This is a genomic window from Dactylosporangium cerinum (assembly GCF_042653625.1).
GTDB classification, from domain to species: Bacteria; Actinomycetota; Actinomycetes; order Mycobacteriales; family Micromonosporaceae; genus Dactylosporangium; species Dactylosporangium cerinum.
Genome location: NZ_JBHSIU010000041.1, coordinates 750,970 through 773,294 on the forward strand (window position 1 = coordinate 750,970; position 22,325 = coordinate 773,294).

Consider the following 22,325-nt stretch of genomic DNA (forward strand, 5'->3'; position numbering starts at 1 on the left):
CCATGACCGAAGCAATGTCCCCGGACCCGGAGGCCACGCCCCCCGAGGCCTCCAGGGCGGTGCCGGAGGTGGCCCCCTCCACCTCCGGCACCACCAGCCCCGCAGCGCCCTCCGGCGCGCCGGCCGTCGGTGGCCTGCTGCTGACCGTCGGCGTCGCCCTGCTGTGGCAGGCAATCGCCGCCGGCGTCGACAGCGGCGTCACGCTCGGCGGCCCGACGCTCGCGCCGATCGTCGTGACCGGCCTGTGGGTCATGGTGGCGCTCTGGTATCTGCTCGACGCCGTACGCAAGCGCGCCACGGCCGCCGGAGCGCCGGCCACGGTCGCCTGGCGGACCCCGGTGTTCCTGCTTGCCGCGCTCATCGTGTACGCGATCGTGCTCAAGTACACGGTGGTGGGCTATGTGCTGTCGACCGCCGTGTTCGTGCTCGTCTCCGCCCGGCTGCTGAGCACCCGTCCGATCCGTGCCGTCATCGTGCGCGATCTGGTGACGGCGGTCGGGCTGTCGCTGGGCATCTACCTGGTCTTCACCCGGTTGCTCGGGATCGTCCTGCCCGCAGGGGTGTTGCCGCTGTGAACTCGATCATGGATCTGCTGTCCGGGTTCGAGACGGTCCTCAGCCCGCAGAACCTGCTGTACGCGGCGATCGGCGTCACGATCGGCACCCTTGTCGGCGTGCTGCCCGGCATCGGGCCGGCGCTGACCATCGCGCTGCTCCTGCCGGTCGCGCTGCGGCTCGACGACCCGACCGGCACGCTGATCATGTTCGCCGGGATCTACGCCGGCGCCATGTACGGCGGTTCGACGACCTCGATCCTGCTCAACACCCCCGGCGAATCCGCGTCGGTGGCGACGTCGATCGAGGGCTACCAGATGGCCCGGCGGGGTCGCGCCCGCTCGGCGCTCGCCACCGCCGCGATCGGGTCGTTCGTCGCCGGCACGATCTCCACGGTGCTGCTCGCGTTCGTCGCCGCGCCGATGGCGAGCCTCGCGGTGACGTTCCGCGCATCCGACTACTTCGCCCTCGCCGTCCTGGCGATGGTGACGGTCACCGCGATGGTCGGCGCGTCACTGGTCCGGGGGCTGATGTCCTTGACGTTCGGACTGTTCCTGGGCCTGATCGGGATCGACTCGCTCACCGGACAGGCCCGGTTCACGTTCGGGGTGCCGGAGCTGCTCGACGGCGTCGACATCGTCACCATCATCGTGGGGCTGTTCGCGATCGGTGAGACGCTCTACCTCGCGTCCCGGCTGAAGACGCTGCCGGACACGGTGGCGCCGCTGGAGCCGGCCGGGAAGGGCTTCGCCTGGCTCAGCCGGGAGGACTGGTCGCGTTCGTGGCGGCCGTGGCTGCGTGGCACCGCGCTCGGGTTCCCGTTCGGTGCGCTGCCGTCCGGTGGTGCCGAGATACCCACCTTCATGTCGTACACCTTGGAAAAACGCCGATCGAAGCGCCCTTCGGAATGGGGGCACGGCGCGATCGAGGGGGTCGCCGGGCCGGAGGCGGCGAACAACGCCTCGTTCTCCGGCGTCCTGGTGCCGCTGCTCACCCTGGGTATCCCGACCTCCGCCACGGCCGCGGTGATGCTGGCCGCGTTCGGCTACTTCGATCTGTCCCCTGGCCCGCAGTTGTTCGAGAAGTCCCCGACCCTCGTGTGGGGGCTGATCGCGTCGCTGTTCATCGGCAACGTCATGCTCCTGGCGTTGAACCTGCCGATGATCCGGATCTGGGTGAAGGTGCTGCAGATCCCCCGGCCGCTGCTGTACACCGGCATCCTGGTGTTCGCCACGCTCGGCGTGTATGCGGTGTCCGGCAGCGTCGTCGACGTCCTCATCGCGTTCGCGATCGGTGTCGTCGCCGTGTTCATGCGCCACTTCGAGTTCCCGATCGCCCCGGTGATCCTCGGCGTCATCCTCGGGCCGATGATGGAGATCCAGTTCCGCCGGACGCTGCTGCTGTCCGACAACGACCTCACCGTCTTCGTCCGGCGTCCGCTGACCCTGGTCCTGCTGCTGCTCGCGGTCGCCGCGCTCGGGCTGCCGCACCTGCCTCGGTTGGTCGCCCGCGTCCGCGGCCGGGGGGACGCCCGCCGCTTGGCGTTCGGCGACGAGGACTGACACCGGCACGGCTACGACGGGCGGCCACGCCAGACATACCGGTGCTCGGGGCGGCCCGCCCCGCCGTAGCGCAGCCGCACCTCGGCCTTGCCGGACTGGACGAGGTGCTCGAGGTAGCGGCGGGTGCTCACCCGGGACAGCCCGGCGAGAGCGGCGCACTCGGCCGCGGACAGGTCGGTGCCGCTGTCGCGCAGCACCGTGACCACCAGCTCCTCCGTCGCGGCGGCCAGCCCTTTCGGCAACGCCGCCGCGCGGTGCGCCGGGGCGCCGAACAGCCGGTCGACGTCGGCCTGCGCCGGCCGGCGTGCCTCGGTCAGCCGCTGGACCGCCTCGGCGTACCGCTCCAGTCGTTCGCGCAACGTGTCGAAGCTGAACGGCTTGATGACGTAGTGCACGACGCCGCCACGCAACGCGACCCGGATCGTGTCGGCGTCCTGGGCCGCGGTGATCGCCAGCACGTCCACGGTGCTGGCGGTCTGCCGCAACCGGTGCAGCACCTCCAGACCGGACAGGTCCGGCAGGTAGATGTCCAGCAGCACCAGGTCGGGGCGGAGCCGCTCGACCGCGTCGAGGGCGGCCGTGCCCGTGTGGACCGTGCCGACCACCGTGAACCCCGGCACCCGCTCCACGAAACTGTGATGGATGCGGGCCACCATGAAGTCGTCGTCGACCACCACGACCCGGATCATCCGACCTCCCGGTGACCGTCGACGGGCAGGCGCGCGGTGAACGTCGAACCCTCGACCGTGATCGTGCCGCCCCTGGCCGCACAGACCCGGCTGATCAGGGCGAGCCCAAGCCCCCGATGACCGTCGCCGCTCTTGGTGGTGAACCCACGACCGAAGACCTGATCGGCGTGTTCGCTGGCCACGCCGGCGCCCGAGTCGGCCACCGTCACGGCGATCTCGGCGCCGAGGTCCCGCACCGACACGCTGACCCAACCGCCGGCCTGGACCGCGTCGACGGCGTTGTCGACGAGGTTGCCGGTCACCGTGACCAGGTCCGCGGCGAGCCGTTCGGCGGCGGGCCGGGGCATCGCCGTGTCGTCGCTGATCCTCAGGTCGACGTGCTGCTCCGACGCCACGCTTGCCTTCGCGATGAGCAGCGCCGCCAGCGCCGGGTCCCCGATCCGCGACTGCACCTCGTGGTTCAACGCTTCCTGGGTCTGCCCGGCCTGGAGGATGAACGTGACCGCCTCGTCGTACTGGCCCAGCTGCACCAGCCCGGAGATGGTGTGCAGCCGGTTCGTGAACTCGTGTGCCTGCGCCCGCAACGTGTCGGCGGCACGGCGGCTCAGGTCGAGCTCCCGCTCCAGCGAGGTCAGCTCGGTCCGGTCGCGCAACGTGGTCACCGAGCCGGCCGCATGGCCCCGGACCAGCACCGGCATGCGGTTGAACACCAGCACCCGCGCGTCGTGCACCAGCACGTGGTCCGGTTCGTCGGAGCCGTCGGTGAGCAGCGCCACCACGTCCTCGGCCACGCTCAGCGCGCGCAGCGGCCGGCCGGTCACGTCACCGGAAAGCCCGAGCAGGCGCAGCGCCTCGTCGTTGGCGAGGGTCACCCGCCCGGCCGGGTCCAGGCCGATGAGGCCCTCCTTGATGCCGTGCAGCATCGCCTCACGGTGCTCGACCAGGCCGGCGATCTCGACCGGCTCCAGGCCGAGCGTCTGGCGCTTGATCCGCCGGGACAGCAGCATCGAACCGGCGATGCCCAGCACGGAGCCGAGCAGCAGGTAGGTCAGCAGGTCCGGGGTGGCGGTCGCGAGCAGTGCCGGCCACGACGGATACGTCTTGCCGACCACGACCACGCCGAGGACCTTGCCGTCCGCGGGGTCGAGCACCGGGGCGAGGGCGACCAGTGCCCGCCCGTCGTGCTCCACGACGCCGAGCCAGGCCCGTCCGTCCGCGCCCCCGCCGGCGCCGAGCCCGGCCGGCTGCCCCCGCCGCGGCCCGGTGAGCAGCACGCCGCGTGCGTCGGTCAGCTCGACGAACGACACCCCGGCCACGCTGCGGGCGGTCTCCGCGCCGGCGGCGAGGGACTCGTGCCAGATGGTGGCGCGCAGGCCGGCCCGGATGATGTCGGTGGCGGCGAGGTTCTCCGCGGTCGAGCGGAGTTTGGCGCCCTGCTCCCGGTGGAAGGCCGCGTCCGCCTCGGCCACGGACACTGCAGCGACGGCCCCGACCACGAGCAGCACGATGCCGAGCTGGAGCACGAGAAACTGCCGGGCCAGGGAGAACTGCCAGCGCACAGGTCTCCTCCTTGCTGCGACACCGCCGGGCGGGGCGGTTGTCTGGCCGTAGGCTACCCGCCCGCGGCTATGGTGGGCAGGGTGTACCGCCGGACGCTGCTCGCCGCTCCGCTGGCTGCCCTGCTGGCCGGCGGTTGCGCCGCGGACGACGACCCTGAGCTGCGGCTGATGGTGCCCAACGCACCGGGCAGCGGCTACGACATCACCGCCCGCACGATCGCGACGACGATGGACGTGGCGGCGGTCCGGCACGGCGTCGAAGTGTTCAACCTGCCCGGATCGGGCGGGATGGTCGGCCTGCAGCGGCTGGTGTACGAGCACGGCAACGGCTCACTGCTGATGCTCATGGGCCTCGGGCTGGTCGGCGCGCAGCACACCACCCCGATCCCGGTCACGCTGGACGCGGTCACGCCGATCGCCCGGCTGATCGAGGAGCCGGAGGTCGTCGTCGTCACCCGCGACGCGCCGCTGCGCTCGCTCGACGACATGGTCCACGCCTGGCGTGCCGACCCGGCGGCGCTGCTCGTGGGTGGTGGCTCCTCCCCCGGCGGGCCGGACCACCTCGCCACGATGCTCATCGCGAAGGCGGCGGGCGTCGCCCCGCTGACCGTCCGCTACGCCCAGCACGACGGCGGCGGCGTCCTGCTGGGCGCGGTGGTGTCCGAGCGGGTCGCGGTCGCGGTGTCGAGCCTCGGCGAGGTCGCCGGCCAGATCGCCTCGGGGCAGCTGCGGGTGCTCGCGACAACCGGCCGGGACCGGGCCGAGGGCGTCGACGCGCCCACGCTCCGGGAGGCCGGCCTGGACGTCGTGTTCGCGAACTGGCGTGGGCTGGTCGCCCCGCCCGGCCTCGACCCGGCGCACCTGACCGCCCATGGGACGGTGGTGGCGCGGCTGCGGGACTCCGAGACGTGGCAGCAGGCGATCGCCGGACACCGGTGGACCGACAGTTACCTCGCCGGCGAAGGCTTCGGCGCCTTCCTCCGCGAGCAGGACGTCAGGGTGACCCAGGTCCTCGGTGAGCTGGGCCTGGACACCTGAAACCCGTGTGCCCGCGTAAGGACTCGCCAGGAGCCGGCGGTTCCGAAGCACCGGGTGGTCCTGCCGGCACCGATCCGGACGACGCCAGGTCCGTCGAAGGCTGACCGGTGGAGTCCGGCGACGACCTGGTGGCGTCGACGCCTTCGGCGGCGGGGGTCTGGCTGAGCGGGATGGTGAACCACAGGGTGGTGCCGTGGCCGGGTGGGCTGGCGAGCCGGCTGCTGCCGCCCAGGGCGGTGACCCGGTCGCCGAGCCCGCGCAGGCCGGAGCTGCCGCTCGGGTCGGCGCCGCCGACGCCGTCGTCCTCGATGCGCAGCTGGAGGGTCTGTTCGTCGGCGGTGGCGTCGATGCGTACGCGCGAGGCGTGCGCGTGTTTGGCGGTGTTGGTGATCGCCTCGGCGACGACATGATATGCGCTGGTCTCGATGTTCGGTGGGAGCCGGGAGGGCAGGTCGATGTGCAGCTCGGTCGGCACCGGTGAACGGCGGGTCAGGGTCCTGAGGGCCGATTCGAGGCCGCGTTCGGTCAGGATCACCGGGTGGACGCCGTGCGAGAACTCCCGCAGGTCGTTGATGGCGGCGGCCAGTTCGTCGGTGATCTCGGCCAGTTCGTCGGCCAGCTCCGGCGGCGGCGCCGTGGCCAGTGCGTGGATCCGGCGCAGGTCCAGCAGGAGGCCCAGGAGCCGTTGCTGGGTGCCGTCGTGCAGGTCGCGTTCGAGCTTGCGGCGGGCCTGGTCGCTGGCCTCGACGATCCGGACGCTGGCGGCGCTCAGGTCGGCGCGGGCCTGCAGGTTGGCGACGGCCAGGCCGACGAGGTCGGTGAAGTCGGCGGTCCGGGCGGCGTCCTCCGGGCGCAGCTGCTCCTCGCTGGTCGCCATGACGACCAGTGCCCCCCACAGGTTGCCCTGCATCACGATGGGCGCGCCGACGGAGACCGTGATCCCGTATCGGGTCAGGAACGGGTCAGGCACGGTCGTGCCCTCGCCGACGCGGGTCCACCAGGGCTGCTGGCTGGCGTAGACGTGCATGGCAGCGCCGTCCGGTGGCAGTACCGTGCGGGTGCCGGCCACGAGGGGAACGGCGTGCGCGCTCCAGCCCCCGACGACGACCGCCTCCTTGTCCGGCTCGTAGCGCAACAGCATGGCGATGTCAGCGCGCAGGAGCTGCCCGACCTCCTCGGTGACCGCGCCGAACACCGTGTCCGGCGGCGACGCGCGGGCCACCAGTGTCGCGATCCGTCGCAGGGCGGTCTGTTCGGCCAAGATCCGCTGCAGGTCGTCGCGGTATGCCTCCAGCGACATGGCCATGGCGTTGAACGAGCGCTGCAGCACGCCGATCTCGTGCGGTCCGTTCTCGGGCATCCGGGTGGACACGGACCCGGCGGCCAGCCGATCAGCCATCCCGGCCGCCGCCACGACCGGCCGGACGATCCCACGGTTCATCAGCGCCGCGTACAGCGCCATGACCAGCACGGACCCGGCGAGCGTGACGCCCGCTACGCCCCACGCCCAGGCGGTGTCCGCGTCGGCGCTGGCCGCCTGCCCGGCCGCTTCGCTCATCTCTCTCGTGGTGAACTGGGCGAACTCCGCGTGGATCGCGTCGAGCCGCTGCTGGCTGTCGAGCAGCTGGGTGGCGTCGGGCACCAGGATCTGACCGCCGGCGCCGGACACCGTCGAGCTCGACATGTCGGCCACGTAGGTCGCGATCTGGTCGTTGAGATGCCGGACGCGTGCCTGCTGCTGGGCGTCCTCGGAGACGAGCGTCTCCAGTTGCACCGACTGCACCGGTATTGCCGCACGGGCCTGTCGCCACGCCGCCATGAACCGCGGGTCGTGGGTGATGACGAAGGCGCGTTCGGCGCTCTCCATCGACAGCACGGATGCCTGGAGCTGTCCGGCGCTGATGAGCGCGGCCTGCGAGCTGCGCGCGGACCGGACCTCCCGGTCCAGCCGTGCCACCGCCACCAGCATCGTCACCAGCGCCGTGCTCAAGGCCACCGCGCACACCAGGCACAGCACCATCACCCGACGGGTCAGCCCGGCGCCGAGGAGTGCCGACCGCGCTGGGTCGCGCCCGGAACTCCGGTTGCGCGCCTTCACACTGATCTCCGTTCAGCGCACCATCGCCGACGGGCGGCGGGACATGCACCCGCTGGACGAAGGTGACATCACAGCGGTTGATTTCACCTTTCGGTTCACACCAAGCGTACTACCGCAGAAACCGACCACTTTCCGCTTGGTATCGAGATGCATCATTGCGACTGGACAGGTGGCCCGGCCCGGGTCGCTCCCCCAGAACATGTGTTCCGGCAGTTGCGTACGGCGCGCACAATGCAACCGGAGCCGACCGTCGAGAGGACGTTCATCGTGGGCGTGCAGGACTACCTTCCAGCCATCGTGTTCGGCGCGGTCATCGGCATCGTCGCCCGGATCCTGCTGCCCGGACGGCAACCGATCGGGCTGATCCTGACGATCCTGATCGGCATGGGCGCCGCCGTGGCCGGCACGTGGGCCGCGGACCGGTGGGATCTGCACAGCGACAAGTCCATCACCGTCGCCGGCCACACCTACGACTGGCTGGTCCTGGGCATCCAGGTCGGCATCGCCGTCGTCGGTGTCGGCGTCGCCGCGCTCCTGGCCAGGGCGTTCTCCAGCGACGACGACTGAAGACGACGACTGAAGCTCACACGTGGCCGAGCGGGAAGTCGGCCTGCAGGTGGGTGCCCTGACCGGGCGGGCTCTCGAGGGTCAGGGTGCCGCCCATTGCCTCGACCCGGTCGGTCAGTCCGATGAGGCCTGTGCCGCGCTTCGGGTCCGCGCCACCGATGCCGTCGTCGCTCACCGTCAGGTGCAGGTAGCCACCCCGGACCTCCACGCAGACCTGCACGAGCGTGGACTCGGCGTACTTGGCGGCGTTCGTCAGCGCCTCCGCCACCACGTAGTAGGCGGCGACCTCGATCGGCTCCGGCTGCCGGCCGTCCAACCGGATGTCGAGCTCGACGCCGATGGCGGAGCGGCGGGCCAGCGCGCGCAACGCGGGCCGCAGGCCACCCTCGGTGAGAATCGCCGGGTGCACGCCGCGCGAGAGCTCCCGCACCTCCTCAACCGTGCCGTTCAACCCGGCCATGACGGCGGACAGCTGCTGCCGGAGCTCCGGCAGCTCCGGTGGCACGCTCGCCTCGGCCAGGCGGATGTCCAGTCCCAGCGAGATGAGCCGTTGCTGGACGCCGTCGTGCAGGTCGCGTTCGAGCTGCCGGCGGGTCAGGTCGGTGGCGAGCACGAGCCGCGCCCTCGACGCGACGAGGCCGGCGCTCTGCCCGAGCGTCACCGCCTGCCGGATGATCAGCAGCGCGATGACCACGACCTCGACGATGATCTCGACGTTGTCCATCGGGACGCCCCGGACCAGCTGCACGACCAGCAGCACCCCCGTGCCGGCGACCGGCACGTACGGCAGCAACAGGTGGCCCCAGCGGGTGCCCGGATGCACGGTCCAGCGCGGCGCCTCGCGGGTAGGCGTCAGCGCGGCGACCGCGATGAGCGCGTACCCGGCGATGAACCCGGCATTGGCCAGCGGGGGAATCCCCGGCGCGCCCGCGGACACCAGGTAGGCGAAGAGGCTGTCCGAGAATGACAGGCAGAGCAGTCCGGCGCCGAGGATGATCAGCAGCACCCGGTTCGCCGCCGACGCGGTCGCGGCGATGAGCAGGACGACGATGACGGTCAGCACCAGGTCGGTGACCGGGTAGGCGATCGCGACGGAGTAGGCAAGCGGGGTGGCCGCACCGGCCCGCACCACCGACCCGAGCGTGGTGGCCCAGCTGAGCACGAACAACGCGCCCACGACGACGAGCCCGTCGAGCACCGTCACCAGCTGCCCGGGACGGCGCCGATGCGCGCCGTGGGCGGGCCGGTCGGCGGCCAGGGCGATGATCGCCACGAGCGCGAACACCGGCATGGTCAGATAGGCGGCGTCCGCAAGCGACGGGGACGGCAGCGCGACGTCGCGGAACAGCTGGTACCACGACCAGAAAAACTGCCCGATCATCCAGCCGCCCGTCGCGGCGCCCATCCACAGCCGCCACCATCGCTGCGTGCCGGAATGCCGGAAGGCGGTGATCCAGCAGGCGAGGGTGGCCGCGAGCGCGGCGAGGAACTGCCCGGCGTCGTCGACGAACAGCGACCACCACGGGCTCAGCAGCCCCGAACTGGCCAGTCCGACGACAGCGCTCACCGACAGGGCAGCGATGACGAGCGGGGTCGATATGAGTCTGCACGACAAAAGGATCAATCCTGACCGGAGGAGATCAGAACGACGTACTGGCTACACGACGCACCCGTGTGTCCTTCCCCCGCGTGTGTCATTCCCCCGCGTCCCGACCCGAATCGTCACCTTGCGGCCCGTTCACCAGCCGCGTTCACCCCCGCATTCGCCCTCCACTGCCTCCTCCGGGGAGGCGTTCCTGGGCGCGCGCGGGCCGGCGGCGAAGGGGATGTCAGCCAGGATGGGCACGGACGACGGCGACCGGGCACGGCGCGTGATGCAGCACGGCCCGGCTCACGGACCCGAGCCGCAGCCCGGCGAAGCCGCCCCGGCCACGGGCCCCGACGACGAGCAGTTCGGCGCCGGCACCGGCCCGCGTCAGCACGCGAGCGGTCCCGCCCTCGACGACGTCGCGGCGGATCTCGACGTGCGGGGAGGGATCGCCCATCCCGGCGATCGCCTCGGCCAGCTGCCGTCGTGCGGCGTCGCGGAGGTTGTCGCGCTCGTACCGGTCCGGTGCGATGCCGTCTGCCTCGAGCGGGACCGGCACCTGGTACGCGTGCACGGCGGTCAGCCCGCATCGGCGCAGCGTGGCCTGCTCGACCGCGAACCCCAGCGCACGCTGCGCCGACGGTGACCCGTCGACGCCGACCACGACCCGGCTCTCGTTCGGCCCGGCGGGACCCGTCCGCGGCCGGACCACCACGACCGGGCAGGCGGCGTGATCGGCCAGCTGGGCGCCGGTCGACCCGACCAGCAGCCCGGTGAACCCGCCGCGGCCACGGCCACCGACCACCACCGCTGCGGCGTCCTGCGACGCCGTCAGCAGCGCCGGCACCGGCCGGCCGGCAACCAGTTCGGTGGTGACCGTCAGCTCAGCGCTGACATCCAGGGCCCGGACGGCGGCGTCGGCGAGCAGCCGCTCCGCGTGCACGCCGGCGCCGGTGCCGGCCGCGACGGGGAGGGCGAGGCCTGGTGGCGGGTAGCGCAGCTGGGGCCCGCCGCAGGCATGCAGGATCTGCAGCGGCACGCGTCGGCGAGCAGCGTCCGCGGCGGCCCATTGCACCGCGTGGTGGCTGTCGTCCGAGCCGTCGACGCCGACGACCACGCCCGTCGCTGTGCTGGTCATGCTGCCGGTCATGCCGTTGCTTCCCCCGCGCCCGTGGCGGCACCGGAGGCCGCTGGGGCCCGCTGCGGGTGGGCGACGAGCACCGGGCAGTCGGCGCGGTGCAGCAGGCGCAGTCCGACCGAGCCGAGCAGCAGCCCGGTGAACCCGCCATGGCCGCGGCTGCCGATCACGACGAGCCGCGCCCGCCGCGAACGGTCACCCAGCACGTCTGCGGCGTCGCCGGCGACGCCGTGGAACTCCCACGGGACCTGTGGGTGCCGCTGTGCCGCAGCTACCACGTGTTCGGTTGCCGCCTCCGCCAGGGCCCGGCGGGTCTCGGCCGTGTCGTACAGCACCGGTGGCAGGCCGACGGCCGGTGGCCCGATCGACGTCTCGATCGCCCGGACCGCGACCACCTCGCAGCCCCAGCGGGCGGCCTCGGCGAACGCCAGCTCCAGGGCGGCGTCGGCGGCCGGTGACTCGTCCACTCCGACGAGCACGCCGCCGGACGGGTCCGGCCTGCCACGCACGACCGCGACCGGGCAGGTGGCATGCATGGCCACCTGCTGGGCGACCGAGCCGAGCACCGCGCCGACCGCCTGGTGCCGGCCGCGGGTGCCGACCACCAGCAGCCCTGCATCATCCCCGGCCCGGACCAGGACCGCGGCGGGGTGCCCGCGCACCGCCGCCGCGCTGACGTCGAGGCCGGCCGCGGTCGCCTCGGCCTCGCGGGCGGCGTCGGCGGCGAGCATCGCGGCCAGCTGCTGCGCGGTCTCGGCCAGGTCGCCACGCGGCGCGAGGACCTCCGGCACCTGCCAGTGGTAGGCCAGCACGACCCGCAGCGCCGTCCCGCGCCGCTGGGCCGCCGCTGCGGCCCAGCGCAGCGCCTCCAGCGACGGCGTCCCGCCGTCGACGCCGACGACGACCTGACCGCTCGCCATCACACGCCCTCGCCGGAGCTTCGCCCCTCGGTGACGGTTACGGTATCGGCGGCCGGCCGGCGCGGGCTGCCTGGCGGCGCGGGCGTCTGCGCCACGCACAACCGCAGCACCAGCTGCGGTTGTCCGGGTGGCTGCAGCAGGCTGCGGACCAGCACCCGCGCGCCCGGAGTCTCGACGACGTCGGTCATGGGCGAGCCCGCCAGGCCCCGCGCGGTCGCCATCAACCACACCGCGCTGACCGCCTCACCGGAGACCAGCCAGTCCAGCGGCTCATCGCGGGCGGTGGCGACCACCAGGTAGACCGCGTCGGCGTCGTCGCCGGCACCGGGCGACAACGCGGCCTCGTCGCCGAGGCCGAAGTCACGCAACGGCACCGGCCGGTCGGCCGCCCCGGCCACCGTGCCGGGTGGAACCCCGTCCGGGGCGTCCGCGCCGCGGTGCGTCCACCGGTGCAGTTCCTCGGCGGCACGCGGATCATGCGCGCCGACCTTGTGCGCGCCCTGGGCGGCGTAGCCGAGGTATACGACGTCCTGCTGCTGCAACAGGTGCAGCCGCGCACCCTCTGCCTCAGCGGCCACCCGCAGCTGGTCAAGCACCTCGCCGGGGACCGGCATACCCTGGGCGAACAACCGCCGGTCGGTGTGCCGCAGCCGCATGCTGCGATATGCCGCGAGATTTTCCTGCGTCGCGGGCCGCGGCCGGCAGTCGCGGATCCGAGCCAGCAGCAATGGTCTGCCCGCGTCTGGCAGCCGGTCCACGGCCGGTTCGAAGCCGGCCGCGGCCAGCGCGACCCGGGCGTGATGCAGCGCCGCGCCGCAGCTGAGGGTCATCAGCCGCCCGTGCGGGTCGACTTCCGGCAGCCGCCGGTCGGCGTCGGCGTACAGGTCGAGCACATCGTCGTGCACCTGCCAGCGCCACGGCTGGGTGTTGAGGATCGACGGCGCCAGCCGCGCGTCCTGCGCCGCCTGGTGCAGCACCGTGATCATGTGTGGTCCTCCTGGGCTCAGCGCGACACGCGTGGCGAGTCCGGCGTCATGTGCCCTGCCCGCCCGGTCACGTCTCACGCACGGACCGGCCGGAAATCACCTTCACCTCCCGGCACCGCCATTGCCGCCCGCCGGAGGCACCACGGGGACACCGTCGCAACGGGGGGGTGCGGCGTCAGTCCGGGCCGGTGCCGCAGCACATCGTCATCTGGTCCGGGCGACGCGGATTCGTCCGCATTCGTCCCATGCTTCCGGAAGATTGGCGCGGCCTGGGCGGTGACATGGGGATACTTTCATGAAGGTCGACGCCGACGGCGGCAGCTCGAACGAACCGTTCGCGGTGGTGCACGAGACCCATTCGGCGGTGCTGTTCCTGGTCGGCGATCGGGCATACAAACTCAAGAAACCCGTGGACCTGGGCTTCCTCAACTTCACCAGTCGCGAACAGCGCCTGGCCGTGTGCCGGCGTGAAGTCGAACTCAACCGCCGGATCGCCGCCGATGTCTACCTGGGCGTCGCCGACGTGCACGGCCCCGACGGCGCGCCGTGCGAGCATCTCGTGGTCATGCGGCGGATGCCGGTGCACCTGCGCCTCGCCTCGCTCATCCGGGCCGGCGCATCCGTCGACGATGACGTGCGGCGGCTGGCCCGGCTGGTAGCCGCCTTCCACGCCGCCGGTCGCCACGGTCCGGACATCTCCGCGCAGGGCAGTGCGGAGGCGCTGCTCGGGCGTTGGACCGACAGCTTCCATCAGGTGCGCCCGTACCGGAAGTCCGTGCTGGACGACGAGGTCGCGGGCGAGATCGAGCAACGCACGGCCGACTTCGTCGCCGGCCGGCGCCGCCTGCTGGACGACCGTGTGAAGGCGGGGCGCATCGTCGACGGTCATGGGGACCTGCTTGCAGATGACATCTTCTGCCTCGACGACGGCCCACGGGTCCTGGACTGCATCGAGTTCGACGATCGGCTGCGGTGGCTCGACGGGCTCGACGACGCCGCGTTCCTCGCGATGGACCTGGAACGGCTGGGCGCCGCCACGCTCGGCGCGCGGTTCCTCGACTGGTACGCCGAGTTCGCCGCCGACCCCGCCCCTGCCTCGCTCCGCCACCACTACATCGCCTACCGGGCGTTCGTCCGGGCCAAGGTGGCCTGCCTCCGCCATACGCAAGGAGACCCTCAGGCCGCCGTCGACGTCGCGCAACACGCGGATCTGGCGCTCTCGCACCTGCGGACGGGCACCGTCAGCCTCGTCCTCGTCGGAGGCATGCCCGGCACCGGCAAGACCACCCTGGCCGGCCGGTTGGCCGACCACCTCGGCGCCGTGATGCTCAGCACCGACCGGGTCCGCAAGGAGCTCGCCGGCCTGTCACCCGAGACCTCGGCCGCCGCACCGTACGAGACGGGCATCTATACCCCAGCCTGGACGCAACGGACCTACACGCAGCTGCTGTCCCGGGCCGGGGCCCTGCTCGAACGCGGCGAGTCCGTCATCCTGGACGCGTCGTGGGCCGACGCGGCACACCGTGCCGCGGCCGCAGACATCGCCGCGTGCAGCCGCAGCGCATGCATCCAGCTGCGCTGCGACGCCGCGCCGGAGGTCACCACCGCCCGGTTGCGCCGGCGGACGCACACCATCTCCGACGCCGACGAACACATCGCCGCCGCCGTCGGTGCGCACCACGACCCCTGGCCTCAGGCAGCAACGATCCGGACGGACGAGATACCCGATCAGTCGCTGGAGCGGGCCGTCCGCTTGACCCTGCCGGCAGGCGTCCTCACCAGCGATGACGGAGCCGGCCCGACGCCGGTTGCACCGTGGGACGGGTTGTCGGGCGCCGCACGTCCTTCGGACTCCCGGTAGCCGTCCCGCGGCGGGTCACGCAGGGCCGTCCAAGGTGCTCGGCGCTCGTCGTTTCGGCACCACCGGCCGGGAGGTCACTTGACGTGGCTGGACGCTGATGGCGTCGGTCGGCGGTGCGGGTGCCGGCTCGACCGGACCCTGCACTGCGGCTGTGCCCGCTGTGATCCGGTGTGTTGCCAGGGCGATCGCGAGCGGGACCGTCGTCAGGAGCGGCACCGTGAAGCGCAGGTCGATGACGGACAGGGTGACTCCCAGCAGCAGCATCGACAGGCTCATCCCGGCCAGCAGCGCGCTGTCGGCCGCCTCCCGGCCGCCGAGCCGTCGCCTGGTCTTCCTCCGTGACCACGCTGCCGCGCACAACGCCAACACGGCGCCGATCAGCAGCACTGACGGCGGTGTCACGAAGGTCTGCCCGTAGGCCCACAGCAGACTGTTCAACGGCGTGGCGGTCAGCGCGGCCTTGCCCGAGCCGGCCGGCTCGAAGCCGGTCACCATGAGCGTCGCCGTGCAGTTGCTGACCTGGTTGCCGGAGCGTCCACCGGACGGCATCGTCCACAGGTCGGTGGTGCAGGCGATCCGTTCCGGCGCGGGCCAGCCGGGTTGCACCAGATGCCAGGTGTCGGTGGCGATCGTGGTCAGGAAGTCGCCGGGCTGGCCGGTGATCGCTTTGCGGGCGAACCCTGCGAACAGGCCGTCGTTCGCAGGGCCCGGGTACTGCTGGCCGATGCGGTTGCGGTCCAGTCCCCAGAGGTACACATCGCTGACCTCACGCTGGCCCAGGGGTTCCGGGGGGCAGATCTGGCGTTCCCGTGGGGTGAAGTCGGTGCGTGAGCAGTCCACGAACGTGGTCGTGCGCTGCCACAGGTACCGGCCGGAGTAGGCGTTCAACGCATAGGCGTCGTAGTGCCGGTGGAACCACACCATGTAGCCGCCGATCGGGATGGCCAGCGCGACGGTGAACACCGCGATGTGCCGCCATCCGATCCGGCGCACGATCAGGTAGAGCACGCACAGCACGGCCAGCGGTTGACCCACCGTCCGGGTGAGCGCAGCCAGTGCGATGGCCGCACCGCTGAGGCCCGTCAGCCACAGCGGCGGCTGCTGCCTCCACATCAGGAGCGCGACGCCGGCGAGCAGGAGCGATGTGAACAGCGTCTCGGACAGCACGTAGTGCTCGAGTTGGATCTGCCGCGCGTCGAGCAGCACCGGCACCGCCGCGAGATTCGCCCACCGGCGACGCACGCCCCGCCGCACGAGCAGGAGGTAGATCACGACACCCATGGACAGGCCCATGAGGTGCTGCGCCGTGGAGACCGAAACGATGCGCCCGGTGACGGCGTCGAGCACCTTGAGCATCGCGGAGTACCCGAACGGCCAGATCGGGCTCGGCGTGTTGGAACCCGCCGCGTCCAGGTAGGCCCGGGTGTCGTAGAAGTAGCCGAACGCCGGGTAGTAGGCGAGCATCATGCCGACCCGGATCAGCGCACCGATCGCGACGAGGCCGATGATCACCCGGTGCTGCCGAAGCTGCAGGCGATGCACTCCGGGCCATTTCATTGACATCACGGGCTCAGACCTCGGAGTTTTCGGACGCCTCGACGGTCGGGCGTTGGGACGGAATGTCGGCGGGGGTCGCGGTTGCCGGGTCGGCCCTGGCGAGGTGTGGCGTTGCCGCACCGCGGACGAACGGACGCAGCGACAGCAGGCTGGCGAACAGCCCGGAGAAGATCAGGATCACGCCCAACGCGATCGCGGTCGCTGACGGCACGACCGTCCGCAGGTTCTCCCGGGGGTTCAGCGCGCTGAAGCCGGCGTGGCCCCAGTCGGTGACCGCGATGACGGTGTTGGCCAGGCCGAGCAGACCGATCAGCAGTCCCGCGGTGACGCACCGCTCGAAGCTCAGCCATCGGGTCCACCGCGCATGTTTGTCCTCCCGGGTGATGCCTTCCTGCACCCCGTACAGCCGCGCGAACCCACCGAAGATCAGCAGCTGTGCGCCGACCAGCACGGCCAGGCAGGAGTAGACGAGGGCGCCGACGTCGAGCGAGACGCCGAACGCGTGCCGCTCGCCGGGGATCAGGCAGGCGGTGCCGAGGAGACCGGCGAGCGTGACGAGCAGGCCGGGAACGAGCAGGGTGGGCTTGGGCGCGAAGACGAGCAGGAAACGCAGATGGCGCCATCCATCACGCCAGGTCCGCAGGTGCGGTGGACGGCTGCGACCGTCGGGCCGCAGCGTGGTGGGGACCTCGCTGATCGAGTACTTCGCCAGCGCGGCTCGGATGACGAGTTCGCTGGCGAACTCCATCCCGGTCATGCACAGCCCGAGCGCGCGGATCCGGTCGCGGTTGAACCCACGCAGACCACAGTGGAAGTCGCCGACGCCGGACAGCGCGAACAGCAGCCGGCCGAGCCAGGACAGGACCGGGTTGCCGAGATACCGGTGCAGCGCAGGCATCGCGCCCGGTGTGATGCCGCCCTTGAAGCGGTTGCCCATCACGACGTCCGTGCCGGTGCGCAGTTCGGCGATGAACGGGCCGAGGTTGCCCAGGTCGTAGGAATCGTCGGCGTCACACATGACGACGTATCGGCCCTGCGCCGCCTCGATCCCGTTGATGAGGGCCCCGCCGTAACCGCGGATGGCGGCGTGGACCACTTTCGCGCCGGCGGCAGCGGCGAGGGCCGGCGAGCCGTCGGTCGAGCCGTTGTCGGAGACGAGCACCTCGCCGGCGACACCGAGTTCGGCGAGGCCGGCAAGCGCCTTGCGGACGCAGATCTCGATGGTCTCGGCCTCGTTGAGGCAGGGCAGCACCACACTGACCTCGACCGGGGCAGCACTGTGCGGCATGGGACGACGTTCCGTCTCCGACGCACCGGTGACCGCCACCACCCAGGTCATCGGCCGGCCTCCTCGTGGGCACCGATCCGATAGGCGTTCGCCATGACCGTCAGCGTGATCGTGCTGGCGGTGATGGTGGGGAAGACGGTGGAGTCGACCAGGTGCACCCGCTCGAATCCGGCGGGACGCCCCAGCGGGTCGGTTTCGAAGTCGCCGGGCTTGCGACGCATCGGCAGCGTGCCGCCGCAGTGGAAGCCGCGACCGGGCTCGCCGAGCTTCATCGTCGGGCCCAACGGCACCGCCCGGAGCAACGAGCGGTGGCGATGCAGCTTCGCGATGAGCTTCTTGAGCACCGGACGGGTCTGCGGTCCGCGCCGGCCGTGCAGGTCGAGGGTCCCGTCCCGGTGCAGCGTCAGGCCTATCTCACCGGAGAGGTCCGAGTGCAGGTATCCCTGAATCAGCAGCATCCGCTGCAGCAGTGCCGCCGAGACCGAGCGGAAGGCCGGGTATGCGGCGCCGAGGGCCGCGGCGATGGCGCGCCGGTAGAGTTCGTTATAGGTGTAGATCTGTAGATGGATGCTGTTGGCTGAGAGCTGTGGATCGAACACCTCCAGGAACACCTGCGACAGCGTGTGCAGCCCTTCGTCGGACACGCCCCGAACACCCGAGTAGCGCAGCATCGGCAGCAGGAAGTACTGACTGTCGCGCATGACCACCTCGTGGCCGTAGGCGCCGATCGACTCCAGGTACAGCTTGGTGGAGCACAGCACACCGCCGGCGACGTAGAGCCGTGTGGCGACGTGGAGGGTCTTCTCGCCGGTGACCCGGTCGCGGCCTTCGATGTGCACTTCGCCGCCACGCTCCGCGAACCTGGTGACCAGCACCCCAGGGACGTAGGTCACCTTCCCCTGTGCGACGAGCTCCCGCAGCGTGGTGGCCGGGTTGTAGATCAGCCCGTACGGGCAGCCGAACATGCACAAGCCGCACCGCTCGCACGGATGCCCACCGGCGTTGCGGCGGGCCACCGCCAGACGTGCCCGGCCGAACACGAACCCTTGAGCCCGCAGCGGCTGCTGGTTTCGGCGCAGGTCACGCAGCAACGCCTCGGCCTGCCGGCTTGCCGGCAGCGACTCCAACCGGTCGGTGTACGTCGGAAACCGCTCGGCGAGGTCGTCGGCCGCGCCGGACAGGCCGACGAACGACAGCACCTGCGCGAAGTGTGGTCCCAGCTCGCCGGGTCCGATCGGCCATTCGTTCAGCTCGTCCGGCAGGCACGGCAGTGCGGCGGCGCCCCAGACGTTGCCGAGTCCACCCTGACCGAACGACGGGACCACGCCGACGTCCGTCGCGCGGCGCGGCAGGTGCCGCTCAGCGTCCCGGTACGGAAAGTCGGAACCGAAGCTGACCTTCAGCGGCACACCGCTGATGCCTGCGCTCATGTTCTCCTGAACGCTCGCCAGATCCTCATCGGCCCACTGCACCGGTCGCTGTCCGGCCATCCGTCCGACGGTCAACGCCCTCGTGGGTTCCAGGGTGAGGCCCACGTCGAGGATGGTGACGTGCAGTCCTTGCCGGGTCAGTGCGACCGCTGCGGCGATACCGGCCGGACCGGAGCCGATGACGCAGATCATGGCTGGGTCGCGCAGCGGCTCGACCGAGTTGTGTGGACCGGATCTCCGGGTGGTGCACTGCTCAAGGTTCATTCCGTTCATGCACAGCAGCCATCGCGGACCGGGACCGGGAGGATCCCGCTCGTCCGTTGGGTGGTCCGGCCCTACGCGGCGGCTGACACCACCATCGGAGCCACTCTCGCGAGCGCGATGTCCCTCGTCGACCCGCTTCCTGCGTGCATTCCACCACCGTGCGTGGCCCGGCCGCTCAGGTCGGCGGAAGGTAACCCGGTCCGCGCCGCCACATCACCTCCGCCGATTGCCTGGGACCCTTACCAGCGCAGGAATGACACCCGATGCAGCTCACCCTCGCGCTCAATCGGTCCAGTACAGCGGCGACCGGCCGACCGGTTCAGCAGATCTTGCGGACGCCGGCGGCGTGGCGCCGGCACTGCCGGGATTGCCGGGCTGGTGCTGCACCCTGTCCACGAGCGTCTGGACCGCCGTGATGAGGTCCTCCATCCGCTCGTCCAGGCTGTGCGTCCGCGCGTCACGACCGCTGCCGTCCCCAGCCGTCGCGGAGCCGTCACTGTCGACCAGGCCTCGCAGCGCATCTGGTAGCTGTGTGAGTGCCCCGTCAAGCTGCCCGGGCGCGAGCTGTCTGCGCAGCGCGCGGGTCACCCGGGGCGCCACGTCGGCCACCTCGACCGCTGAGATGCCGGCCTCATGAGCGAAGCGGCGCAGGTACTCCTCAGCGCCGAACTTGACCGGCACCCGAGCCGGACGCCAGCCCTCGAAGTACACCCCGCGGAGCAGCTCCGGCAGACCGGCGGCGAAGTCGGCCGACCCGTCGACCGGGAGCCGGTCGCGAAGGCTGTGCAGCCACGCGCGGAGGATGCGATAGGCAACGTGGGTGTCGGACGTGCCGAGTTCGGCGGCAACCGCGCCGAGCCAGGTATGGGAGGTACGGGTAGCGTGGTCGAACACGTCGCGGTTCGTTGAGGTCATGATCCACCACCCTCAGTATCACGAGGGAACGCTCCGACGGGCGGCAGGGCATTCCCATCTGACAGTTCCCGGACTGCTGCGGTCGCGTCCGGAATCCCGCTCCTTGTCGGCTGCCAGGACATCGGTCGCGTCCAAGACTGCATTGACCTGACATGTCCGCCGTCACCCACAGGACGTGGTCGGCGCACGCAACTGCGCCAATTCGATCGCGCGGGCGACGTCATCGGCAGACAGCACACCGACGAGTCTGCCGCCGTCGACGACGACCGCTCTGTCGTCCGGTGCCGGCAGTGCGACGCTCGCGACGGCCTGCGCCGCGTCGACGAGTGTGGCGGGTCGGGCGATCTGCCGAAGCGTCGTCGCGGAGCGGGCCGGCGCGGGAACCTGGACGAGTGCGGCGAGCTGCACCGTCCCGGTGGGCCGGCCCGCATCGTCGCAGAGCGGAAACACCCGCTGGCGGGAACCGGCGGCGGCGAGGACGAAGCTCTCGATGCTCTGGTCGGGTGCGCCACACACCGGGGCGGCCTGCATCACGTCTCGGACCGGCAGGCCGGCCAGGATCGCGCGGGTGCGCACCCCCGCACCCTCCGCGCTCGCCGCAGCGAGCACGAACCAGCCGAGGATCCCCAGCCAGATGCCGTTCAACGCACGGAAAACCAGGAACTCGGACAACCCGACGAGGAGCATCGTCACGCCCAGCGCGTGACCGATCCGGGTGGCGGTCAGCGCGGCGCGGATGCGGTCACCGCGCCACCACCACAGCGCGGCACGCAACATCCGCCCGCCGTCGAGCGGAGCGCCCGGCAGCAGGTTGAACGCGGCGAGGACGACATTGATCGTCGCCAGCCAGCCTGCTGCGGCGACAACGGCGGACGGCCCGCCCAGCAGGGACAGCAGCAGCGCGGCGGACCCGAACCCGGCGCCGGCCGCAAGGCTCGTCAGCGGGCCGGCAACGGCCACCAAGAGGTCGGCCCGGGCGCTGGGCGGTTCGTCGCGGAACTCCGCCACGCCGCCGAGCAGCCACAGCGTCAACCGTTCGACCCGGATGCCGAAGTGCCGGGCAACCAGGGCGTGGGCGAGCTCGTGGGCGAACAGCGACAGCAGGAACAGCGCGGCGCTGCCGATCGCCAGCAGCCACGCGACGGTCCACGGAAGGTCCGGCACGCTGGCCGGCAGGACACCGACCGCGAGGCGATCCGCCAGCAGGAACATGACCACCAGCACCGACCAGTGCACACCGACCGGGATCCCGGCAATGCGACCGAACCGCAGCGTCTGTTTCATGGCTCACCTCGGAGCACGCTCACGAACGGCCCCGACCAAGGATCTCTCGGACCGGCCGTCCTCCGGCAAGGCGTACCCGCATCGGCACCGGGTAGTTCGCCGGGACACGGGAATCCGGGGCAGTACGGGTCCGGGCAGTACAGGGGGTCCACGGTGAACAGCGATCCGGCGATCGTGGTGGGTGTGGACGGCTCACCAGCGAGTCTCGAGGCTGTGGCGTGGGCGGCCGGCGACGCTGTGGCGCACCGGTGCCGGCTGGATATCGTGCACGCCTTCGTCTGGCCGGCCATGTACGGCCCGGTGCCGTCGCCGTTCGACGAGGGCGTGCGCGAGGCGGCCGCGCAGACACTCACCGTGGCCGCCGACCACGCCCGAGCGGTCGCGCCGGGGCTCGAGGTGCGCACGCACCTCCAGCTGCACGAGCCGGCGGAGGCGCTCATCGCAGCCTCCCGGCACGCCGCCACGGTCGTCGTCGGCCATCGCGGCCATGGCGGCTTCACCAGCCTGCTGCTCGGCTCGGTCGGTGCCGCGCTCGCTGCCCACGCGGCGTGCCCGGTCGTCATCGTCCGGCGCGAGGACCGGCCGGCCGGCGCGGAGGAGGGTCGGGTCGTGGTCGGTGTCGACGGATCCCACGACGCTGAGGCGGCCCTGCAGTTCGCGTTCGAGCAGGCGACGTATCGCGGCGCCGGGCTGACCGCGGCCCACGTCTATCAGTGGCCGGTGTCCACCGGGCCGGGCGACATGCTGCCGCTGGTCTACGACCTCGACGACCTGCGGGAGGACGAGCAGCGGGCGCTGTCCGAGTCGATGGCCGGGTGGGCCGGGAAGTACCCGGACGTCGACATGCGGCACACGCTCATCCGTGGCCGGCCCGCCGCGGTCCTGACGGAGGTGTCCGCGGGTGCGGAGCTGCTCGTCGTCGGCTCCCGCGGCCGTGGCGGGTTCGCCGGTCTGCTGCTGGGGTCGGTGAGCCAGGCGGCCATCCGCCACTCCGCCTGCCCGGTGGCCGTGGTCCGATAGCGAGCCC

18 protein-coding genes are annotated in these 22,325 nt (G+C 71.7%); 6 read left to right on the forward strand and 12 right to left on the reverse strand.

What is annotated here, in order from left to right:
• Positions 1–2: 2 nt before the first annotated feature.
• Together ACFPIJ_RS32650 and ACFPIJ_RS32655 are read left to right on the forward strand one after the other, a co-directional pair.
• The gene (locus tag ACFPIJ_RS32650; RefSeq protein WP_380120723.1) at positions 3–575 is read left to right on the forward strand and encodes a tripartite tricarboxylate transporter TctB family protein; all 573 of its coding nucleotides are present in this window, start codon (positions 3–5) and stop codon (positions 573–575) included.
• Entirely contained in the window at positions 572–2,116 is a 1,545-nt protein-coding gene (locus ACFPIJ_RS32655; RefSeq protein ID WP_380120725.1) for a tripartite tricarboxylate transporter permease, read from the forward strand. The genes ACFPIJ_RS32650 and ACFPIJ_RS32655 overlap by 4 nt, the downstream gene beginning before the upstream one ends.
• Before the next feature lie 11 nt (positions 2,117–2,127).
• On the opposite strand, the gene ACFPIJ_RS32660 is transcribed toward ACFPIJ_RS32655, so the two are convergent.
• Together ACFPIJ_RS32660 and ACFPIJ_RS32665 are read right to left on the reverse strand one after the other, a co-directional pair.
• Positions 2,128–2,805: a response regulator gene (locus ACFPIJ_RS32660; RefSeq protein ID WP_380120727.1), complete on the reverse strand. Its 678-nt coding sequence runs from the start codon at positions 2,803–2,805 to the stop codon at positions 2,128–2,130.
• Positions 2,802–4,364 (reverse strand): sensor histidine kinase, encoded by a 1,563-nt coding sequence (locus tag ACFPIJ_RS32665; RefSeq protein WP_380120730.1) that lies wholly within the window; start codon positions 4,362–4,364, stop codon positions 2,802–2,804. Before ACFPIJ_RS32665 ends, ACFPIJ_RS32660 begins: the two co-directional genes overlap by 4 nt.
• A gap of 81 nt (positions 4,365–4,445) precedes the next feature.
• Here ACFPIJ_RS32665 and ACFPIJ_RS32670 point away from each other — a divergent pair, with 81 nt between their 5' ends.
• The gene (locus ACFPIJ_RS32670) at positions 4,446–5,402 is read left to right on the forward strand and encodes a tripartite tricarboxylate transporter substrate binding protein (RefSeq protein WP_380120732.1); all 957 of its coding nucleotides are present in this window, start codon (positions 4,446–4,448) and stop codon (positions 5,400–5,402) included.
• Here ACFPIJ_RS32670 and ACFPIJ_RS32675 read toward each other — a convergent pair.
• Positions 5,359–7,500, reverse strand: a complete 2,142-nt coding sequence (locus ACFPIJ_RS32675; RefSeq protein ID WP_380120733.1) for a CHASE3 domain-containing protein — start codon at positions 7,498–7,500, stop codon at positions 5,359–5,361. The two genes, ACFPIJ_RS32670 and ACFPIJ_RS32675, sit on opposite strands and share 44 nt — an antisense overlap.
• Positions 7,501–7,731: 231 nt before the next feature.
• Between ACFPIJ_RS32675 and ACFPIJ_RS32680 the strand changes: the two genes are divergently transcribed.
• Positions 7,732–8,067: a GlsB/YeaQ/YmgE family stress response membrane protein gene (locus ACFPIJ_RS32680; RefSeq protein WP_380120735.1), complete on the forward strand. Its 336-nt coding sequence runs from the start codon at positions 7,732–7,734 to the stop codon at positions 8,065–8,067.
• A gap of 16 nt (positions 8,068–8,083) precedes the next feature.
• Here the strand turns inward: ACFPIJ_RS32680 and ACFPIJ_RS32685 are convergent, their stop codons facing one another.
• From ACFPIJ_RS32685 to ACFPIJ_RS32700, 4 genes are all read right to left on the reverse strand, one after another.
• Positions 8,084–9,634 carry a sensor histidine kinase gene (locus ACFPIJ_RS32685; protein WP_380120737.1) on the reverse strand — a complete coding sequence of 517 codons (1,551 nt, stop codon included), beginning with the start codon at positions 9,632–9,634 and terminating at the stop codon, positions 8,084–8,086.
• A gap of 262 nt (positions 9,635–9,896) precedes the next feature.
• Positions 9,897–10,793, reverse strand: coding sequence for a universal stress protein (locus ACFPIJ_RS32690; RefSeq protein WP_380120740.1), 897 nt, complete (start codon positions 10,791–10,793; stop codon positions 9,897–9,899).
• Between the two features lie 8 nt (positions 10,794–10,801).
• Positions 10,802–11,713, reverse strand: a complete 912-nt coding sequence (locus ACFPIJ_RS32695) for a universal stress protein (protein WP_380120742.1) — start codon at positions 11,711–11,713, stop codon at positions 10,802–10,804.
• Positions 11,713–12,699 (reverse strand): Acg family FMN-binding oxidoreductase, encoded by a 987-nt coding sequence (locus ACFPIJ_RS32700; RefSeq protein ID WP_380120744.1) that lies wholly within the window; start codon positions 12,697–12,699, stop codon positions 11,713–11,715. Before ACFPIJ_RS32700 ends, ACFPIJ_RS32695 begins: the two co-directional genes overlap by 1 nt.
• A 295-nt stretch (positions 12,700–12,994) precedes the next feature.
• On the opposite strand from ACFPIJ_RS32700, the gene ACFPIJ_RS32705 reads away from it, so the two are divergent.
• Entirely contained in the window at positions 12,995–14,560 is a 1,566-nt protein-coding gene (locus ACFPIJ_RS32705) for a bifunctional aminoglycoside phosphotransferase/ATP-binding protein (RefSeq protein ID WP_380120747.1), read from the forward strand.
• Positions 14,561–14,575: 15 nt separating this feature from the next.
• Here ACFPIJ_RS32705 and ACFPIJ_RS32710 read toward each other — a convergent pair whose 3' ends face one another.
• The 5 genes from ACFPIJ_RS32710 to ACFPIJ_RS32730 all read right to left on the reverse strand — a co-directional run bounded on the left by ACFPIJ_RS32710 (position 14,576) and on the right by ACFPIJ_RS32730 (position 21,298).
• Complete coding sequence (locus tag ACFPIJ_RS32710) at positions 14,576–16,072, reverse strand: hypothetical protein (RefSeq protein WP_380120749.1); 1,497 nt, start codon at positions 16,070–16,072, stop codon at positions 14,576–14,578.
• Positions 16,073–16,130: 58 nt separating this feature from the next.
• Positions 16,131–17,456, reverse strand: a complete 1,326-nt coding sequence (locus tag ACFPIJ_RS32715; RefSeq protein ID WP_380120751.1) for a glycosyltransferase family 2 protein — start codon at positions 17,454–17,456, stop codon at positions 16,131–16,133.
• Positions 17,453–19,108, reverse strand: coding sequence for an NAD(P)-binding protein (locus tag ACFPIJ_RS32720; protein WP_380120753.1), 1,656 nt, complete (start codon positions 19,106–19,108; stop codon positions 17,453–17,455). The genes ACFPIJ_RS32715 and ACFPIJ_RS32720 overlap by 4 nt, the downstream gene beginning before the upstream one ends.
• Positions 19,109–19,381: 273 nt before the next feature.
• Positions 19,382–20,014 (reverse strand): DUF2267 domain-containing protein, encoded by a 633-nt coding sequence (locus tag ACFPIJ_RS32725; protein ID WP_380120755.1) that lies wholly within the window; start codon positions 20,012–20,014, stop codon positions 19,382–19,384.
• 162 nt (positions 20,015–20,176) lie between these two features.
• The gene (locus ACFPIJ_RS32730) at positions 20,177–21,298 is read right to left on the reverse strand and encodes a site-2 protease family protein (protein WP_380120756.1); all 1,122 of its coding nucleotides are present in this window, start codon (positions 21,296–21,298) and stop codon (positions 20,177–20,179) included.
• A gap of 153 nt (positions 21,299–21,451) precedes the next feature.
• Here ACFPIJ_RS32730 and ACFPIJ_RS32735 point away from each other — a divergent pair, with 153 nt between their 5' ends.
• Positions 21,452–22,318, forward strand: coding sequence for a universal stress protein (locus tag ACFPIJ_RS32735; RefSeq protein WP_380120758.1), 867 nt, complete (start codon positions 21,452–21,454; stop codon positions 22,316–22,318).
• Positions 22,319–22,325 lie beyond the last annotated feature (7 nt).

What these genes read in the sequence shown, in the direction of transcription:
- ACFPIJ_RS32650 (WP_380120723.1), top strand. Translation starts at nt 3, where the DNA reads ATGACCGAAGCAATGTCCCCGGACCCGGAGGCCACGCCCCCCGAGGCC.
- ACFPIJ_RS32660 (WP_380120727.1), bottom strand. Translation starts at nt 2,805, where the DNA reads ATGATCCGGGTCGTGGTGGTCGACGACGACTTCATGGTGGCCCGCATC.
- ACFPIJ_RS32680 (WP_380120735.1), top strand. Translation starts at nt 7,732, where the DNA reads ATGCAACCGGAGCCGACCGTCGAGAGGACGTTCATCGTGGGCGTGCAG.
- ACFPIJ_RS32690 (WP_380120740.1), bottom strand. Translation starts at nt 10,793, where the DNA reads ATGACCAGCACAGCGACGGGCGTGGTCGTCGGCGTCGACGGCTCGGAC.
- ACFPIJ_RS32695 (WP_380120742.1), bottom strand. Translation starts at nt 11,713, where the DNA reads ATGGCGAGCGGTCAGGTCGTCGTCGGCGTCGACGGCGGGACGCCGTCG.
- ACFPIJ_RS32700 (WP_380120744.1), bottom strand. Translation starts at nt 12,699, where the DNA reads ATGATCACGGTGCTGCACCAGGCGGCGCAGGACGCGCGGCTGGCGCCG.
- ACFPIJ_RS32705 (WP_380120747.1), top strand. Translation starts at nt 12,995, where the DNA reads ATGAAGGTCGACGCCGACGGCGGCAGCTCGAACGAACCGTTCGCGGTG.
- ACFPIJ_RS32715 (WP_380120751.1), bottom strand. Translation starts at nt 17,456, where the DNA reads ATGACCTGGGTGGTGGCGGTCACCGGTGCGTCGGAGACGGAACGTCGT.
- ACFPIJ_RS32720 (WP_380120753.1), bottom strand. Translation starts at nt 19,108, where the DNA reads ATGAACGGAATGAACCTTGAGCAGTGCACCACCCGGAGATCCGGTCCA.
- ACFPIJ_RS32725 (WP_380120755.1), bottom strand. Translation starts at nt 20,014, where the DNA reads ATGACCTCAACGAACCGCGACGTGTTCGACCACGCTACCCGTACCTCC.
- ACFPIJ_RS32730 (WP_380120756.1), bottom strand. Translation starts at nt 21,298, where the DNA reads ATGAAACAGACGCTGCGGTTCGGTCGCATTGCCGGGATCCCGGTCGGT.